This window comes from Fusibacter sp. QWL-12 (assembly GCF_058683495.1).
The window spans coordinates 1,199,815-1,218,306 of record NZ_CM178745.1 but is presented as its reverse complement, the minus strand read 5'-3'; the positions used below and the strand labels follow the sequence as shown (position 1 = coordinate 1,218,306).

General features: G+C 36.5%; 12 protein-coding genes. 7 read left to right on the top strand and 5 right to left on the bottom strand.

Translation table 11 applies throughout. The features are described from left to right. Positions 1-11 precede the first annotated feature (11 nt). The 6 genes from AC4PID_RS06225 to AC4PID_RS06200 all read left to right on the top strand — a co-directional run bounded on the left by AC4PID_RS06225 (position 12) and on the right by AC4PID_RS06200 (position 9,401). Positions 12-4,784 (top strand): Athe_2463 domain-containing protein, encoded by a 4,773-nt coding sequence (locus AC4PID_RS06225; RefSeq protein WP_492134701.1) that lies wholly within the window; start codon positions 12-14, stop codon positions 4,782-4,784. A 138-nt stretch (positions 4,785-4,922) separates the two neighbouring features. Further along, on the top strand, positions 4,923-5,912 hold the full coding sequence (locus tag AC4PID_RS06220; RefSeq protein ID WP_492134700.1) for an ABC transporter permease: 990 nt from the start codon (positions 4,923-4,925) through the stop codon (positions 5,910-5,912). After that, positions 5,912-6,757 (top strand): ABC transporter permease, encoded by an 846-nt coding sequence (locus AC4PID_RS06215; RefSeq protein ID WP_492134699.1) that lies wholly within the window; start codon positions 5,912-5,914, stop codon positions 6,755-6,757. Before AC4PID_RS06220 ends, AC4PID_RS06215 begins: the two co-directional genes overlap by 1 nt. Before the next feature lie 14 nt (positions 6,758-6,771). Beyond that, positions 6,772-7,326 carry a GNAT family N-acetyltransferase gene (locus AC4PID_RS06210; RefSeq protein WP_492134698.1) on the top strand — a complete coding sequence of 185 codons (555 nt, stop codon included), beginning with the start codon at positions 6,772-6,774 and terminating at the stop codon, positions 7,324-7,326. Next, positions 7,319-8,011, top strand: coding sequence for a GNAT family N-acetyltransferase (locus AC4PID_RS06205; protein ID WP_492134697.1), 693 nt, complete (start codon positions 7,319-7,321; stop codon positions 8,009-8,011). Before AC4PID_RS06210 ends, AC4PID_RS06205 begins: the two co-directional genes overlap by 8 nt. Positions 8,012-8,168: 157 nt before the next feature. Further along, positions 8,169-9,401 (top strand): S-layer homology domain-containing protein, encoded by a 1,233-nt coding sequence (locus tag AC4PID_RS06200; RefSeq protein ID WP_492134696.1) that lies wholly within the window; start codon positions 8,169-8,171, stop codon positions 9,399-9,401. 126 nt (positions 9,402-9,527) lie between these two features. On the opposite strand, the gene AC4PID_RS06195 is transcribed toward AC4PID_RS06200, so the two are convergent. Further along, complete coding sequence (locus AC4PID_RS06195) at positions 9,528-9,932, bottom strand: bacteriohemerythrin (protein WP_492134695.1); 405 nt, start codon at positions 9,930-9,932, stop codon at positions 9,528-9,530. Positions 9,933-10,349: 417 nt separating this feature from the next. On the opposite strand from AC4PID_RS06195, the gene AC4PID_RS06190 reads away from it, so the two are divergent. Continuing rightward, positions 10,350-10,661 (top strand): hypothetical protein, encoded by a 312-nt coding sequence (locus AC4PID_RS06190; RefSeq protein ID WP_492134694.1) that lies wholly within the window; start codon positions 10,350-10,352, stop codon positions 10,659-10,661. A gap of 654 nt (positions 10,662-11,315) precedes the next feature. Here the strand turns inward: AC4PID_RS06190 and pulA are convergent. From pulA to glgD, 4 genes are read right to left on the bottom strand one after another with little or no spacing between them, the layout of a single operon-like run. Continuing rightward, a complete protein-coding gene (gene pulA / locus AC4PID_RS06185) occupies positions 11,316-13,433 on the bottom strand; it encodes a type I pullulanase (protein WP_492134693.1) in 2,118 nt (705 codons plus the stop codon). Between the two features lie 28 nt (positions 13,434-13,461). Then, positions 13,462-15,903 (bottom strand): glycogen/starch/alpha-glucan phosphorylase, encoded by a 2,442-nt coding sequence (locus AC4PID_RS06180; RefSeq protein ID WP_492134692.1) that lies wholly within the window; start codon positions 15,901-15,903, stop codon positions 13,462-13,464. A 10-nt stretch (positions 15,904-15,913) separates the two neighbouring features. Next, complete coding sequence (gene glgA, locus AC4PID_RS06175) at positions 15,914-17,356, bottom strand: glycogen synthase GlgA (RefSeq protein WP_492134691.1); 1,443 nt, start codon at positions 17,354-17,356, stop codon at positions 15,914-15,916. Beyond that, complete coding sequence (glgD, locus tag AC4PID_RS06170) at positions 17,353-18,489, bottom strand: glucose-1-phosphate adenylyltransferase subunit GlgD (RefSeq protein WP_492134690.1); 1,137 nt, start codon at positions 18,487-18,489, stop codon at positions 17,353-17,355. Before glgD ends, glgA begins: the two co-directional genes overlap by 4 nt. Positions 18,490-18,492 lie beyond the last annotated feature (3 nt).

Sequence of the window (18,492 nt, the reverse complement as noted above, 5' to 3'; positions counted from 1 at the left end):
GAGAAGATTTTGTGAAGCGAAATATTAAACGAATTATTGGTCTGTATTTGGTCATGACGTTAATTGCTCCCTTTTTTAATGGGGGAACAGTTAGCGCTATGGATTATGATTCATCGAACTATAACAACTTTGGTGATTACTATACTTCTTCACCTATGTATAACATGACTTGGACTGAGTATAAAAATTACTATGGCGTTCCTAGTGATGTTGAGTATAAAAATAAGAACGGTTGGTTTTTCAATATTGAATTATGGCAAGACCAACAAATCGTGGTTTATGGTGATTATCAAAATGTACCAGGAAATGATTTTAAGAATGCTACGCTGAAGAACTATAGTGGCGATTTAACGGTTGGAAATAAAAAACAAGGATATTATCGTTCAGGATCTCTTCAAGGTGAATATCGCTATCACGGGTATGATGCAGCGGGTAATAAGTACGTCAACCTTGATTTTCCAGCTGACTCAGATTCAGGCAGAAAGCCAGAGACAAAAAAATGGATCTATCAAATTTGGGAAAAAACGAGTCCGTATTATAAATCTACAAGAATAGAAAAAGCGAGTGACTATTATGATACAGCTAAAAAGACCGATCAGTATGCGATAGCTACGAGAGCGTGGATACAAGACACCTTGCCTTTTGATATTGTAAGTTCAACCAATGCAAACAAAGATGCTTATAATTATGCTCACGTTACAACGGCGCCTACAACTCGTTTCCCTGGTGAAGTTCTAATGTATCATCAATCTGATATCGTGTATTATCAAACGTTTTCCTTGAGTAAAATCACGCAGCCTAAAACCCCGCTTGAATTAAAACCTTTTATTGCAGCAACTAAAATCGGAGATTCTTTTGATCCAACGACTAAAGCTGGTTTAGAATACGAAGTTAAATTAACGGGCATTTATAGAGATGCTGAACTTTGGTCGCCTTATACAACTTATGCGGGTATGCCTGTAGAAGTTGCCAGAACGGTTTTTTACAATAAGGATGATATAAAGAAATGGACGCTGAAGCTCACAGATAGTTTAACCGGAAAAACAGTAACAGTAGATAACATCCCTCGAAATGGAAATAAAGGTACGAATACTTTTAAAGTTTCTATCCCTTATGACAGTTACAAAAATCAGCTGTCTTCTGACCCAAACAAGGAAGTGACCGTCGCTTTTACAGGAGAAGTGACAGTAACTTTTTTCAATGAGAAAACCCTTACACAATCGATTGGAACAACAAACAGTGAACGTGCACCAGACCTTGAGGACTTAAATGAAGATGGTGCACAAGAAACTTTCCCTGAGACGCCTTTTGTAAAAAAAGTAGAGTTAGATATTTCTGCACCTAGATACATGCTAGACACTGAGACTTTTAAAATTGTGGATGCAACTGAACTTCCTGATGATGCAACTCGAAAAGTGATCCTGGAGAGTCAAGAGCTATCACCCGAAGAATCAGAAAATTTCATTGCTGGTCAGCATCTTTTCCCACTCGTAGGAGAAGATAAAATTTACACTTATTCAGTAATATATACTGATGGAGAGGGTACGGATGTTTTTTATAGTAGTTACATTGTAGTTTATACTACAAAACCTAAAGCTCAGTTTAAAACGGTAGGTACTTTCAAAGAAAATCGAAAAATCACAGTTAATACTGACTTTACTTCAGTGAATTCCTCGTATCTACTGAGCCATGCGAGTATCTCTAACATTAGCTTTGATGCCACAAGCGATAGCGCAGGAAGCTTAAAATTTCAAACAAAGAATTCAAATCAAATGGTATTTCTTGTTAAGGATGAGTCAGAGCTATTAATCAATATAAAATCTCAAACAATTGTACCACCTAATTTAATTGAGAGATCAGACATTCCATCAGGATATTTTGTTTCTGAAGAATATACTCAGGATTATCGCATTGATAAAGACTATGAGCCTGCAATTATGGCAAACATATGGTTAGGAGTGATGATTCGTGGAGAAACTTTAGATTTTAATTATGATGGATCTTCATATGATGACGATTCGATTAGCATGAACAAATTCTCAATTTATTATGATTCAAATGGTGACGGCATTCCAGAACAAATTGTTAAGCAAGGACTTTGGGATAGTTACGATGGTTATACACCAACTAAGCTAGGCAAATATAAAATCGTCTTTGACATCGAGGAAAGTTTTGGACAAGAAACTATATCAGAATTTATTACTACAACAGACAAAAGAAAAGCAACCGCAGAACGTTATTTTTATGTTGATAACGTAGCTCCAGTAACAGCTATTGAAACAAATATTGATGTGAATATTCCTAAAATTGATGTAATGGTATTATCAGATCAAGGCATTACACGTGAGCTTAACAATGAAATTTCTAATAAAAGAGTTGATTGGATTAATGCGTTAGGACAGTCTAAAGGTGTTTCTGCAAATGTTCTCCTTTGGGATCTTTATACCTACGTTGATACAAAATTTGTAGCGCCAACTCAAAACACAGGTGGTGCCTATCCACCATTAAAGTGGACCTATTCTTCTGGAGGGTATTCGGGAGTCCTTGATCGTGTAAATGTTAGAGATAATGGCAGTTATTATGACAATGGTTACTACACGACTGTTACAACTACGGTATCTGTGCCAATATATGGAGGTGCAACAGATTTCGATTGTATTATTCGTGGAGACTGTTACGGGATTATTGGTTATGAAAACCAAACAACAACAAGCTATGAATGGGTGAGTAATTATGTATGGCAGGCAGATTACTATGGTGATTACCAAGGAAATATATCGAAGTCAGTTAAACAGACATTTGATCCTACATTAAGCCTTGATTCTGAAAAGTACATCGTTTACTTTGCAAAAGACAAAATAAATAACAAAACTGATCTAGATGCAATGTTAAAAAAAGCCTCTGGAAAAGTGATACTAGTGGGCAATCCATCATTGAAAAATACGATTTCACATTATGCTTTTGTTGATGCCAATCAGCCGTTATCAGATATCATGACTCAAGTGAATGACATTATTGGAAATGATTCAGCTTTGGACAATAAGAAATTGCTGCTTGTAGGTGAGACGTTCCAAACCTATTTTATGGACTTTGACGAAGAGCGGGATACTTTAACAAATATTGGCATTCAGTATGTTCAAGATACAAATTATTATGATAATTCAATGGGCTTAGAATCAAATGCTTTAACCTCTTTTTCTGATAGTGGATTCAAAGCTCAGACCATAAAAACAAGTTTCAATAAAACGGGAAAGTATACCGTTTATAGAAAAATAAGAGATACAATTCCTAACTATACAGGATTTCAAAAAAACTCAAATATTGCACAACTGGAAATCTACGTCCACAGAAAACCCATTGCAGACTTCGAACTCTCATGGACATACGATCAAAATACAAATCAATACTTAACCAACTGGGTGGATCTCAGCTACGATCTTGACCACGAGTTTTCAGATCCAGACAAGGGAATTAGAGATCGAAAGATTATGTATCGTAAGACGAATGGGGATAATGTTTGGCACTATGCGATCCCAGAGCGGTTAACCTCAGGTATCTATGAGCTGAAGTACATCGTAAAGGATATCGAAGGTGCTTGGTCGGATGAGAAGGTGAAAACCTTTGTTTTAGCAGATGCGCCGCCGATTCAAATCTGGGCAAAACTAAAGCCACAGGACGATAAGTTTTCAATTCATGCCATTCCGGCTTCTGAAGGCATCACCATTTACGATATCGAGACGAACTATCATAAACCACATAATCTATCAATCACTTTAGCTGACGCATTTGGCAATCCTGTAAAGCCAATAGCGTTAAATTTAAACAGCGAAAACCCATTAAATTCCAAACAATACAATTTATACAATTGGCAAATTGTGAATGATACACTTGCTAAAACACTACCAGATGGCTTGTATTACATCGAACTAAAAGCAGTAGACACCTCAAACTCAGCACTATTTTCAACCATTAGACTGCCATTTCACATAGTGACCCCCATCACCATAAAAGGATCTTTAGAACCTATGATTACAGGGCTCGACAGCTCTGCAACAGCAGTTACTAATAAATATGCTGAAACGGTTTCAGTCACTCTTTTTAAAGGGACCCCTTATGAAAGAACGCTGAACATGCAACAGGACAAAGTCGATCATGTAACAGGTGAAATTTCATGGAAATTGCAGTTCACAGTTCCAAATGCCTTACCAGAGGGTGACTATAGCTTTGAGTTTACAGCAAGTACTGCCTCTGGAAAAACTGGAAAAGATCTTTTGACTAGAGAAGTGTTAGCACTAAATATAAGTAGTGTTGAAGTAACTGGTTATTGGCAACATTGGCGGGGACAGATTGATCTTTTTGGTAAGCGGTTGAGCTACATGCCGCATCGCTTTCTCTCCTATGAGAAGATTAAGATTACTGCAGAAATATCTGGAAATCCGGATAGTGTAATGCTTCGCTTATCACCTGAGCTTGAAGCGATGGCCTATACCAACAAGTATGGACAAACCTATTATTATCGAGACGAAATAGGCTATGAACCAGAGTTTCCATTGGCTTTTTCTAAGATAAGTGGTAATGAACAATTCTCAGTGTGGGAAGCGACTTACATTCTACCACTGGCAGGTGAGACTATGGACGTAGACGACAATCGATTAAAGGAACCTTATTTCATTGAAGTGATCGCTAGAAGAGGGAGCAAAGAAGTTCGTTCAGTTGTAAATGATATTGATCTCACGGGGAATGTGTACGATATGATTTACCACCAGCCTAAGTATGGCGAATAGTAAATAGTCATAAAACAAAGTGTGATTCTTGAAGCTTTTCTAGAATCACACTTTTTAATTCTTTTTTAAGGCATTCGTTACAGAAAATTCAGACAATTTCGGAACTGCCTATGTTACTATAATTAAAAGGAGGACTTTATGAGGAAAATATTGGCGAAAAGCTTATCTGCAGTTTTGATTTTATTTGTAATTACAGCGATTGCATTTACATTTTTAGAAGTTGGCTTACCTAAGGCTGAAAAGCAAGCGGTAAATCAGAACAGATCTCAGGCTGAAGTTACTGAGATGCTAACAGAAATGGGATATTATGATCCAATACATACTAAATACATAAAATGGGCAACAAATGTTTTAAAAGGTGATTTTGGCGACTACTATGATTATAAAGTCGTACCACGACCAGTTAACGACTATTTATTTAAGTTTATGGGGAGAACCGTACTGCTAAATGGGGTTGCTTTTTTCATAGCACTTGGTATTTCAGTGCCACTTGGTGTATTGGCAGCGGTAAAAGTTAGGAAAAAGACAGATACATTAATATTGATACTTACTATGATTTTTACATCTGTTCCAAGTTTTTATTTTGGATTACTTTTTGTCTTAACCTTTGTAAGACATTTTCCTGGCATACTTCCAGTAAGTGGCATGGGAGATATCCTTTATATTGCAAAGGGGTATCCCAATATATGGGTTCAAATAGTAGATGTGATGAAGCACTTGGTTTTACCCGTTATTGCAATAGCTCTAGTTTGGGTAGGTACGCTGGTCCCATTTATTAGAACATCAATGCTTGATGTTTTGCATCAGGATTATGTAAGAACTGCTAAGTCAAAAGGATTAAAGCCATTAACGGTATTTTTTAAACATACATTTAGAAATGCAATACTACCAATGATCTCTATCACGATGATGCTTTTGCCAACGCTGGTCATTAGTAACATTTTAGTTGAAAAAGTATTTAGTTGGCCTGGAATGGGGCTTCTTTTGATCGATAGCATAAATAAGGGCGAAAGAGATATGGTTATGGCGATTTTGCTAATATATGCATTAGTTGTTTTAGTGAGTAACTTTTTTTCAGATTTCTTACTTAAAAAGGCAGATGCTAGACTCAATCAGGAGGTGCTGTAATGAAAAAGAATCCTCTATTAGTGATTGGTCTGGTTCTACTAGGCATCATAGTATTTGGCACAATCGTATTTCCGGAAATATCAAGTTATACATGGGGAACCTTAGATGGTAATGCGAGATTTAGACCACCGTCAAGTGAGCATCTCTTTGGAACAACCGAGCAAGGATTTGATCTGTTTACAGGGATATGGCAAGGTGGTAGAATGTCATTATTCCTTGCTATAGTAGGCACATTACCATATGTGTTTTTTGGTGTATTATTTGGGATTTTAGAAGGCTATTTTGGCAATAAAACAAAGTCCATTATTTCAGGTATGACGACGTTTATGTATGCAGTTCCTTTGATTCCTATTTTACTTATTATGAGTATCTTTATAGCCCATTTTGAGGTTGATCATACTATAAAAATTTTAATCATCATATTCTCATATGGCTTGTTTAGTTCGCCTGTACTATATAAGGTGATTAAGGCAGAAACCATGCGAATTAATAGTGAAGAATATATGCGTGCTGCAGAAATGTCGGGCACAGGAAAAGTTAGAATCATTTTTAAACATCTTCTCCCGAATTTAATGAGTCAAATTGTAGTTGCAGCAGTACAATTTTTATCTCAAGTCATTATTGTAGAAGTCATTTTGCTTTTTATTGGTGTTAGTTTTCCTATGGGTTTAATTCCAACTTGGGGAAATCTCATTCCCAATTTAACAGGGGTGAATACATTTAAAGAGTATTATTGGATATGGTTTTATCCGATTATGATCGTTATGACGACAACGGTAAGTATCAAGCTCATAAGTGAAGGTCTAAGAGTCAGATTTGCTCAAAAAAGAGAAGGACAAGCATAAAATTGGAGGTAGCTATGAACCATAAAGGGACGCAATATTTAGAATCAAAAAAACTTATTTTAAGACGCTTTGAAAATGGAGACGCAGAACCAATGTATCACAATTGGGCAAATGATGATCAGGTAACACAGCATCTAACTTGGCCGACCCACAAAGATGTCGAAACCAGTCAGAAGGTTCTTGAAATGTGGCTCAATGAGTATGCAGATCCTAAATTCTATCAATGGGCAATCGTTCCTAAAGACTTAGGTGAAGTCATTGGCAGCATCTCAGTCGTTCATATACATGAGAGTTCAAACTCAGTTGAAATAGGATACTGCATTGGTGAAGCGTTTTGGGGAAAAGGCTATATGACGGAATCATTAAACGCAGTTATCAAGTATTTATTTGAAACGGTTGGGATTAATAGAATTGCCGCAAAACACGATGTTAGAAACCCAGCTTCAGGAGCTGTAATGACTAAATGTGGCATGATTTATGAGGGTATTTTAAGGCAAGGTGGTGCAAGTAACTTGGGCATTTGTGATCTTGTCGTTAGATCTATTTTGAAGGAAGAGTATAATGAATAACCTTAATTACTTTAAAAAACAACATCCGCCTCTGTATGAAGATCGAGAAGGAAATGCTAAAGTATACGTGGGTAAAAGCGATCGCGCTTGGACGTACTTTGAAAACGTAACTAAAGTAAATCTTTCCACATTAGTAGAACGCCTTCCAAAAGATTATCGCAATTTTGCGTTAGTTGAGGATTGGATGGTTGAAATAATTGACCCTAACCATCAGAGAGAACGTGAGCTTATTTGTGACCGCTATGTTCTTTCTAAAGAAAACTCAAAAAAGAAGAAAGGTCTATCCAATCAGAATCAGTCCTTTCAAACGGGTACTTTACTAAGAAATCTCATTCCAACTGATGCATATGCAATTCAAAAACTTCATGAATACAGTGATTACACAGATATTGACTATGTTAAGATGAGAATTCACTTAGGTGTTGGTATAGGCATAGAAAAAGATGGAGAGCTAATAGGATGGGGACTTACTCATGATGATGGTGCAATTGGTTTTGTTTACGTCTTACCAGAGTATCGTGGACAAGGATTAGCAAGTGCAATTGTAGTCAGTATCATACAACAGCTCAAAGAAAATGACCTACCAATATACTGCCATATTGAAGAGGACAATTTAGCCTCAATTACCTTGTTTGAAGGTTTGGGTTTTGTAAAAGAAAATCGCATCAGGTGGTTTAGTCTTTAAACCTGTAATTGTTTAAGCGCTTATGCGCTTTTTTTTACAAATATTAGTAAATTATTGAATACTTTTTCTCTTAAAGATGATAAAATAAAATTATTAAAATAAAAGTATAATGATATTATAATTTTATTTTAATAAACATAAAAAATTAGGAGGAAAAATGAAAAGAAAACTGATATTATTACTGTTGTTAATTCTGAGTGTATCAAATCTAAGCTTCTCACAAGATATTACATTTAAAGAATACAGTACATATGGCAACCTACTCAAAGACCTTGGTATTATTACAGGGACAAACAAAGGACTAGAAGAAGAAAAAACATTAACCAGACAAGAACTAGTCGCAATTATCAACAAGATTTATCCTGATCAAGAGAGTTATAAAAACTTTATTCCACCAACACAACCAAGCTTTTCAGATGTTCCAACAACTCATTGGGCATTTAAGGAGGTTGAGTTCGCAAAGGCAAAAGGCATTACTTCTGGAATAGGTAATGGTAAGTTTGGTATGAATCAAGAAATTACAAACAATCAAGCAGCTGCATTTATTGCAAATAGTCTTGGGTTTGGTAATTTCGGTGGCGAAATGAGCTATGAAAGCGCATATTGGTACTTAAATAATACTATGGGAATTGGCATTAACAGAGAAATGCATGAAGTTGAATCTATTACTCGCGGTGAAGTATTTCAGATGATTGCAATAGCCTTGTATTCAGATAATGCAGAAGGCAACCAAAGAATCAGAGAACTGGGATTTTCAGAAAAAACAATTACAGCTTACGAGTATGCATTGTACGTAACACAACCCTATACTTATTTCTCGTTACCTGAAGCTGCTTCATTATCAGGATCAGAAATACTCGGTCATTCAGTCGGACTTGATAAAGACAGATTTACCGTTTCAGAAGCGCTATATAATACTTTCACAGAAGAACTCCAGACCTACGTTGACGATATTATGCTAGACTATCAGTATTATTTAGATGTGAATCAACTATATGTTTATAATCAAGATTTCTCTAGATTACAAAGATACGATTACACTGCTGTACCTCTCGATGAAGTTGATTTTCCTGTAATTGAGTCAACAGGAATATTTAACTATGAAGGTGAATATTGGGGTTTAGAAGTAGAAGCTTATAGCATTCACACATTTGTTGAAGATTTTCCTTCTATCAATTTTTTACTTGAATCTTCTGAAGGATCGGCTGTAAATGATAGAGATATTAGTGAGATCTATGTCGCTTATGGTGACGGATTTGAAACGTATTTAATTCTTTATTTAAATTCTGAAAAAAATCAATGTGGTTATATCATGACCGCTATAGATGATAGTGGTAAAGTAATTGCTTATTATGTTAATGATGATTATGGTTACTATAGATTGAGATAAGAGCAAACGAAACACTTACATTACATCGTAGTAAAAGCCAGAGACTAGAAATCTCTGGCTTTATTATTTGGATAAACAATACTAGTAAACATAATGATAATTATATATCTGATATACGCTTAGATATTAAACACGCTTTGATTTGATAAATTCCGCAATAATCTTATCCTCTGTTCCAATATGATGATCGATCCATTCTGTAGTTAAGTGTGTTAGCTTTAATCGCGATTGGAGGGTCATACCTTCCGCATGAATCGCATTTTGCAGTGCGATAACATCATTTTTAAACTCTCGATGAAGTGTTCTATGTGCATCAATCAAAGGATAGTCATAGCTAGCAAGTAGCTTTTCTTCGTTTCTAAAATGAATGACGACATAAGCGGCAAGGTATTCAAGCAATTTGATAATTTCAGAGTCAGCTTCCCCTTTTTGGTAAGCCTCCATTAATCTTTCAGCTCTTGAGATTAATTCTGCATGCTCAGTATCCATTTCTTCGACACCGTACATGTATTTTTCGTTTAATTTTAGCATAAAAATTCACTCCCAATATGATGTCTACTTATTTGTACAATACTATAGTACCTTATATTGTTAGTTGAATCAATAATGTATCAATTAAGAAGGGAATATAATTCGTTGTATTAAATGTAACAGATGTTACTGAATATATACGAAAATTCTAGTATAGTTAAAGAAGATAAAGAATCTAGATGAGATGAAATGATTTTTTAAGACAAGGATCTAATCGCTTATTTCAAGTTTTTATTGAGCTTGTCATCGATCTGTTTTTAGTTAATTTAACCTAATAAATTAAAACAAAATGTAAAGTTTCATTAAAAAATTAAATTAACTATACTAATTTACTCGGAATTATATTATAATCTAATCAGATCAGGGTACCAGAGTCGTGCCTGATCTGGTATCGTTAGAATTTACGGAGGTGAATGTATGTACATTGCTACTAATCAAGAAACTTGTGAAAAAATTGGTGAAGTATTAGCTGCACAAGCAGATAAACCACAAAATATTAGAATTTTTATCGCAGGAATGGGTTGCAGCGGTCCAAGCTTTGGATTAGGTTTAGACAACGTGAACGAGAATGATTTTTCAGAATCAATCAATGGTGTAAACTTTGTGGTTGAACAATCTGTTTACGATACAGTTGGTGAAATCAAAGTTGAGTGGGTTGGAAACGGATATTCTGTTCAACCAGTTACACCAGCAGCATCTGCATGTGGTTCTTGCTCAAGCTGTGGTTAATTAATCACATAAGAAGCTTACCTGATTAGGGTAAGCTTTTTTTATTTAGCCACAATCTTGCTTGTGGTAAAATCTGAGGACTCAATGCCAGAATGTTTTTATAAAGCTGGAGAGAATTCAGTACTAGACCGAGCGTGTCTTAGTCACTGTTTTATACGGAATAATTCGGGTATAATTGTCATGCATGAGTCTGTGATTGCATAGACTTAAAATGGATTTAATGAGACATGGAGGGGACTATGTATTTTGTAGTGGATCAAGAAACTCTTGAACGTATCCGTGGTGTCCTTGAAAAACAAGTGGACAAACCACAGAATTTAAGAGTCTATATTGCAGGAATGGGCTGAGGTGGCCCAAGCTTTGGTCTAGGTCTAGATCAGATAAAAGAAGATGATATCGTTGAAGAAGTCGGTGGTATCAAGTTTATAATGGAAAAATATTTAGAAGAAGCATTTGGTCAAGTCCAGGTAAGATGGAATGGCTATAGTTATTCTGTCGGTCCAGTAAAGGGCGGCGGATCAAGTTGTTAAATAGAAGAGGCTGTTGCCAATCTCGTTATGAGATGAGCACAGCCTCTTTTTACGCAATGTTATATAATTGGTTGATTTGATATTGATTTACCTTGCTGTTTTTATTTTGATGTTGAGAGTAAAATTATTTTACGGATGGCTCTGATACCACCTTAGGTTTATGCCCGAGTCTATAGACTACGGAAGCGTTTGGTGCAACTCTAACGACGTGGTGATTAATAGGATCAATAGCCTCGCTAATTTCCAAATAGCCACGTTCATCGAATAATAAATCAATTTTCAAACGATCATTTGATATCTCAGGTTTTAGAGGTGTATGCCCCTTTGAACTTGTATGCTTGGTTGTTTTCGGATGTTCTAGGGCTTCGTGATGTTTACCATGTGCTACTTTATGATGCTTTTTCACTTTTGCAGGCTCATGCTCAGGCTCTGGAATATAGAAATCCAAAATAGCTTCCTTCATCTGATGAACAGATAGTAGTAAAGGCTCATTACCAGGGTTGTGTGCTACTAGTAAACAATCATAATCCTCGCTAGCATCCTCTTTAATGATATAGACGATCGCATCTTTAAAAGCTTCTGCGAAGTCATTTTCTTCTATGAAATGCACTCTCTTTTGAATATCAAAAATGGATTTAAGTCTAAAGCAAGGATAATCCTTTCGAAGCTGAATCAAGCCTTTGACATACTTATAGAATTCAATGTGTTTGACCTTTAACTCCCAATCAATGGCGTTAATAGAAAGTGGGGCATTATAAGAGTTATGATAGCCTGACTTATCGCGCATGAACTCATTTCCAGCATGAATAAACGGTGTACCTTGTGACAAAAATAGCAGATTAAACGCCATTTTATTTAGCTTAATTAATTGATCTTCACTTGCATCAGGTGATGTGATTTTCAGTTTGTCAGATAAGATTAAATTATCATGTGAGTTAAAATAATTAATCGTTTCGCAAGGATGCGTAGTAAAGCCAATGTATTTTTGATCGTATGGAATTGAACCGACGATTCCAGTATGAATACGATACTTCATATCGCGATTGCCATGAATATAGCCTTTGCCAGTGCCGTCATTATCACCCTTAATTGCATCTCTAAAATCGTCATTAAAGAGTGCGTAGCCTTGGTCGCACTGAACGCCCTTATAGACACGCATATTTTCAGGTAAAGTAGATAAACCACCCATCCAAGGCTCTCCATAGATAATGATTTCTGGGTCAACTTTAAGGAGTGCTTCTCGAGCAAGTCGAATGGTTTCTTTATCAATCAGTGCCATAAGGTCAAATCTAAACCCATCTACTTTATATTCGGTAGCCCAATACAAAAGGGAATCGATGATAAATTTACGACCCATTGGGTTTTCGGATGCAAACTCATTACCACAACCTGAACCATTGGAAAAATAACCTTCTTCAGTCATTCTGTAATAGTAGTTTGGGACCAATGTGTTGAAGTTTGAAGTTTTCGTTTGGTAGGTATGATTATAAACCACATCTAGGACGACTTTTACGCCATTCTCGTGTAAAGCTTGTATAGCCGCTTTAAGCTCTTTGACTCTGGCCACAGGATCATGGGGGTTACTAGCGTAACTGCCTTCTGGTGCATTGTACAGCTCTGGATCATAGCCCCAGTTATAATTGCCATCTAAATTTTCGACCTCTTCATCTACAGAGAGAAAATCATAGACAGGCATTAAATGAACATGCGTAACGCCTAAATCGACGATGTGATCTAGACCAGTCTTAGTATTTTGAATACTGGTACCGTTTTCAGTAAAGGCTAAAAATTTGCCCTTGTTTTCCATGCCACTGTAAGGATGACCTGAAAAGTCCTTAACATGAACTTCATATAAAACCGCGTCACAACCCAATGAACCCTTTGGACGATGATGCGTCTCCCAGTTTTCAGGATTGGTTTTTTGAGGATCAAGGATGCCACTTCGAACGCTATTTGCTGAAGCGGTTACTGAATAAGGATCTGTCACTTCTGAAATCCCTTTTGGGCCATCTACGAGGTACGTATAATAATACCCGTGTAAATCACCCTCTATACAAGTAGAGAAAACACCATCAGGTGCTTTTTCCATAGGAAAAAGCGACCTGAATAAACCTTTCTCTGTATCGTATAAGGCAAGACTGATTTTATCGTGTGTTGGTGCCCAAACGTTAAAAGATGTTGATTCTTTTGAGTAGTGTGCACCAAGTTGTTTTTCTGAAATCGGCATTTCTTTAATAGTCATACTTTCACCTTTACTTTACATTTATTAATTATAGCTTGAAATCAAGAGGTTTTCGGTTGATGTTCCAAATACCGGAAGCGTATTTTTTTATCGTATAATCTGCAGAAAAAACACCAGAGCAAGCGATATTTGTCAGAGACATCTTCATCCAATGCGCTTTGTCACGGTAGTATAGTCCGATTCTTTCCTGCGCATCTGCATAGGCTTCGAAATCTTCAAGAACAAAAAACTCGTCGTTAAAACGTAACAGACGATCAACTATTGGAGAAAATTCTTCTTTAGCAACTGGCAAGAAGCCATTAACCAATTGATCAACCACTAGCTTTAAGTTTGGATTTGAGTTGTAAACTTCATAAGCACTATAATGACCATTGTGATAGAAGTCATAGACTTCATGATCTTTTAGGCCAAATAGGACGATGTTGTTTTCACCAACTTCATTCTTAATTTCAATATTTGCACCATCCAAAGTTGCAAGTGTTATGGCACCGTTCATCATAAACTTCATGTTACCTGTACCAGAAGCTTCTTTAGATGCCGTTGATATTTGCTCACTTACATCAGCAGCTGGAATCATTTTACTTGCTAATGATACACCATAGTTAGGTAAAAAAACAACCTTGAGTTTATTTTTAATACTTGCATCATTATTGACCAGATCTGCTACGGTATTGATGAGCTTGATAATCTGTTTTGCAACGTAATAACTTGGTGCTGACTTGCCAGCAAAGACAAAGGTTCTAGGAGGTATGTCCAAATTTGGATTTTCTTTTAGTTTGTTATAAAGATGGAGTACGTGAAGGATGTTTAGATGTTGACGTTTGTACTCGTGTATTCTTTTGGCTTGCATATCAAAGATTGAATAAGGATCAATTTTAATTCCCTGCTTTTCGTAGATGAACTTCGCAAGCTTTTCTTTGTTGTGATGCTTGATTTTGAAAAGTGCATCTTGCGCGCTTTTGTCTTCTCTATATTTTAGCAAATCTCTTAAAACGATTGGATTTTTCTTAAACCCTTCACCTATCATTTCCTCGATGTAATCCGTGAGTTCAGGATTGGCATTGAGTAACCAGTGACGATGCATAATGCCATTGGTTTTATTATTGAACTTCGTTGGATATATGTTATAGAAATCCTTGAGCTCTTTTGTTTTAAGGATTTCAGTGTGTAGTTTAGCGACACCGTTAATACTATGAGAACCAACGATTGCTAGATGGGCCATTTTCACCATGCCATCTTTAATAATCGCCATGTTTTGAATCTTGTCTTCGTCTGTATATTGATACACAAATCGTAAAGATTCGATAAATCTTCTGTTGATTTCATCAATAATCATCGTTACGCGTGGTAGTAAATCACGCAACATGAAGTGTGGCCATTTTTCAAGCGCTTCAGACATAATGGTGTGGTTGGTATAGGAAATACATGAGGTTGTGATTTTCCAAGCTGTATCCCAATCCAGGTTTTCCTCGTCGAGCAGAATGCGCATCAACTCCGGAATTGCAAGTGCGGGATGCGTATCGTTAATGTGAATCGCAATGTGATCGCTAAACTTTTCAACTGGTAGATTCATCTTTTTAAAAGTCGTAAAGATACTTTGAATACCAGCGGATACAAAAAAGTACTCTTGTTTTAACCTTAAAAGCTTACCCTCTTCGTAAGCATCGTTTGGATAGAGAATTTGTGTAATGATTTCCACAGAGTGTTTTTTCTCAAAAGCACTTAAATAATTGCCCTTTGAAAAGTTCTCAAAATCAAAAATATCATCAATTTCTTCTGCAGACCAAAGTCTTAAGGTGTTAATGGTGTTGTTTTCAAATCCTAAAATAGGCGTATCATATGGAACTGCTCTAACGGCATCATAATCCACATGCTTGAACTTCAGCACATCTTCATCCATATAGGTTTCAACGCGTCCGTTGTACTTTACAATAACTGCTTTATTAGGACGTTTGTACTCCCAAACATTGTTATTAACCAGCCAACGATCTGGAAATTCAACCTGATAGCCATCTATGATCCGTTGTTCAAACAGACCATTTTTATAGCGTATACCACACCCGTGTCCTGGTATAGAGGTTGAGCTCATCGCATCTAAGAAACAAGCGGCAAGTCTTCCAAGACCACCATTTCCTAGTCCTTGATCCACTTCCACATCGACCAAATCGTCAAGTTTAATCCCGAGTTCCTCAAGCCCTTTTTCTGCTACTTCCAAGATACTTAGATAGTTGAGATTATTCGCAAGGAATTTACCTGTTAAAAATTCCATCGAAAAATAATAAACTTGCTTCGAGCCTGTTTCTCTGTAGGTTTTGTTTGTACTTGCCCAAAGTGGGCCAATATAGTCCTTGAGAAGCTCTCCAAGTGCATTATATCGTTCAAGTGGGGTCGTATCTTCGATTTGTCTAGCAGTGGTAGCTTTAATCGCAGCGATATAATCTTCTTTGAATGCGTTGACAGTTAATTTCATAGGTCACCTCTTATATTTCTCTACCTAATACCGTTTCATACACCTTAATATATTCTTTCGAGGATTTTTCCCAACTATTATCTGCCGCCATGGCTTGCTCCATAAGATTGAGCCATATATCCGGCTTGTGATAATAATCGAGTGCATCCTTGATTGTAAACAAAAGCTCATGTGCATTGTAGTTCATAAATCCGAAGCCGTTGCCTTCACCTGTAAATTTGTTATATGGTGTTACAGTGTCCTTTAAACCGCCAATTTGTCTGACGATAGGAATCGTACCATATCTTAGGGCAATAAGCTGACTTAAGCCACAGGGTTCAAAGAGTGATGGCATTAAAAATAGATCTGAACCAGCGTAGATGGCATGAGATTCGTATTGATCAAAATAAATTCTTGCGGATAATTTATGAGGGAATCTGTACTGATAGTATCTAAATAAATTTTCAAAATGGTGCTCTCCAGTCCCGAGGATGACAAGTTGAATGTCAAGTTCAAGCAGTTCTGCCAATATGTGTTCGACAAGGTCGAGACCCTTCATATCTGCTAAGCGCGTTACCATTGAAATCATAGGAATATCGCCATCGATAGGGAGCCCAAATTTTGCTTGAACGTGTTTTTTGATTTCCTTTTTATTAGAAACCGTTTTAAAGTCAAAGTTGACTGGTATATTGGTGTCAGTTAAAGGCGAATAAACGTCATAATCGATACCATTGACGATACCGGTGAGCTTATCCTTATATTTATTGATGACACCATCTAAGTTTTCACCAAAGTAAGGATAAGTGATTTCGTGAGCATAGCTTTTCGAAACCGTTGTAATGTGATCGCTATAAACGATGCCTGCCTTCAAAATATTGATGTTATCGTAAAATTTAAGTCCTTCCTCATTATAGTAATCATATGGAAGGTTTAGTAAATCGCCCATTATATAGGGGTCGAAAACACCTTGATATCTTAAATTGTGGATAGTGAATACAGTTTTAATGCCTTTGTAAAAGTCATCGTGTTTTGAGTAAAAGTCTAATAGAACATTTATTGATGCGGTGTGCCAGTCGTTGGTATGGATGATATCCGGTTTCACATCGGTCATCTTTAGAGCTGCCAAAACTGCTTTGCTAAAGAAGATATATCTTTCAGCATCATCGCCATCACCATAAAGAGCATGTCTTTTAAAGTAGAATTCGTTATCGATGAAATAATAATCGACACCGTCATAATTAAGTGTCAATAGTCCGACATACTGTGTCCGCCACCCCATATTGACGGTTGTATAACCGATGAAGGTCATTTTATCACGGTAAGAGGGTGCAATCTTGATGTGCAGAGGCATATAAACCTTAACATTTACGCCATCTTTGATTAGTGCTTTAGGAAGAGACCCTGCTACATCTGCAAGGCCTCCTGTTTTAGCAAATGGTGCCGCTTCAGAAGCGACAAATACCACATTTGTCATAGATTGCCCTCCTTAGAGATCACCGCTTTTTTACCACCGATATAAGGAAGGGAAGGATCACCGATCAAAGTAACACCTTGGTTGATGGTCGTTCTTTTATCTAAAATAGTATAATTGAGATGAACGTTCTCATCGATATGGGTCTTTTGCATGATGATGCTGTTTCTCACGATACAGCCTTTTTCAATTTTAACACCCCTGAAGATAATTGAGTTCTCAACATAGCCATCAATTTGACAACCGTTGGCGATAAATGAGTTTTTGACTTTAGCATTCTTCTTATAATGAGTAGAAGGTTCATCCTTAACCTTTGTAAAGATATGACCATGTTCAAAGAATAGCTCATTTGATATCTCAGGATTTAAAATTGCCATATTTGCATCAAAGTAATTTCTAATCGAGTTAATGCATGATACATACCCTTTATATTCGATGGTATGCACTTTATATTTTCCTAGATTGTTGAGAATTGCTTGCTTTAAATAGTTAGCATTGCCTTTTTCAACAGAGTCGAAAAGCAAATCGAAATAAACGGTCTTTTTCATAAAGTACATCTCAAGGGACAAATTAAAGTCTTCCTCCATACCAAGGTTATGTCCAATACTGACGAACTCACCATCTTCTGAAAAGTTGATTTTGTCACAACCGATAAATCTATTTTTCACATCAGAAACCTTTTTATAGACGATGGCGATATCTGCGCCGCTTGCAAGGTAATCTTCATAAGCTTGACTCAAATCTATATTCGCTAGCATATAGGATTTTGCGAAAAATAAATGCTCTTGTTTTGCGTTTTTGACAAAAGACTTGTTTTGGAAAAATAAGTCCAAGTCACCGACTTTTGCATTGATAGAGGTGTAGTCGTAAGTTGGTGTGAAAAGAAAGAGACCATTAATTTTTCGGTCTAAATCCCAAGGCTGTCCTGAGCCTAGATGGTCCATTACCGAACGGACTTTGTTACCTGTAAAGACACCAATGTTGTTGATGCCACTGTTTACCATGTTAGATAGCATGAAGTCGATGACACGATATCTGCCTGCAAAAGGTAACATGGAAGTTGGTCTATTTTGACAAAGAACGCCAAATGCGCCGTCATTTTCGCTTAAATTGATCATTCCTAAACAGTTTTTCATGTA

Excerpts from the sequence above, each read along its gene's own strand:
- AC4PID_RS06220 (WP_492134700.1), top strand. The coding sequence starts at position 4,923 with ATGAGGAAAATATTGGCGAAAAGCTTATCTGCAGTTTTGATTTTATTT.
- AC4PID_RS06215 (WP_492134699.1), top strand. The coding sequence starts at position 5,912 with ATGAAAAAGAATCCTCTATTAGTGATTGGTCTGGTTCTACTAGGCATC.
- AC4PID_RS06210 (WP_492134698.1), top strand. The coding sequence starts at position 6,772 with ATGAACCATAAAGGGACGCAATATTTAGAATCAAAAAAACTTATTTTA.
- AC4PID_RS06205 (WP_492134697.1), top strand. The coding sequence starts at position 7,319 with ATGAATAACCTTAATTACTTTAAAAAACAACATCCGCCTCTGTATGAA.
- AC4PID_RS06200 (WP_492134696.1), top strand. The coding sequence starts at position 8,169 with ATGAAAAGAAAACTGATATTATTACTGTTGTTAATTCTGAGTGTATCA.
- AC4PID_RS06195 (WP_492134695.1), bottom strand. The coding sequence starts at position 9,932 with ATGCTAAAATTAAACGAAAAATACATGTACGGTGTCGAAGAAATGGAT.
- AC4PID_RS06190 (WP_492134694.1), top strand. The coding sequence starts at position 10,350 with ATGTACATTGCTACTAATCAAGAAACTTGTGAAAAAATTGGTGAAGTA.
- pulA (WP_492134693.1), bottom strand. The coding sequence starts at position 13,433 with ATGACTATTAAAGAAATGCCGATTTCAGAAAAACAACTTGGTGCACAC.
- AC4PID_RS06180 (WP_492134692.1), bottom strand. The coding sequence starts at position 15,903 with ATGAAATTAACTGTCAACGCATTCAAAGAAGATTATATCGCTGCGATT.
- glgA (WP_492134691.1), bottom strand. The coding sequence starts at position 17,356 with ATGACAAATGTGGTATTTGTCGCTTCTGAAGCGGCACCATTTGCTAAA.
- glgD (WP_492134690.1), bottom strand. The coding sequence starts at position 18,489 with ATGAAAAACTGTTTAGGAATGATCAATTTAAGCGAAAATGACGGCGCA.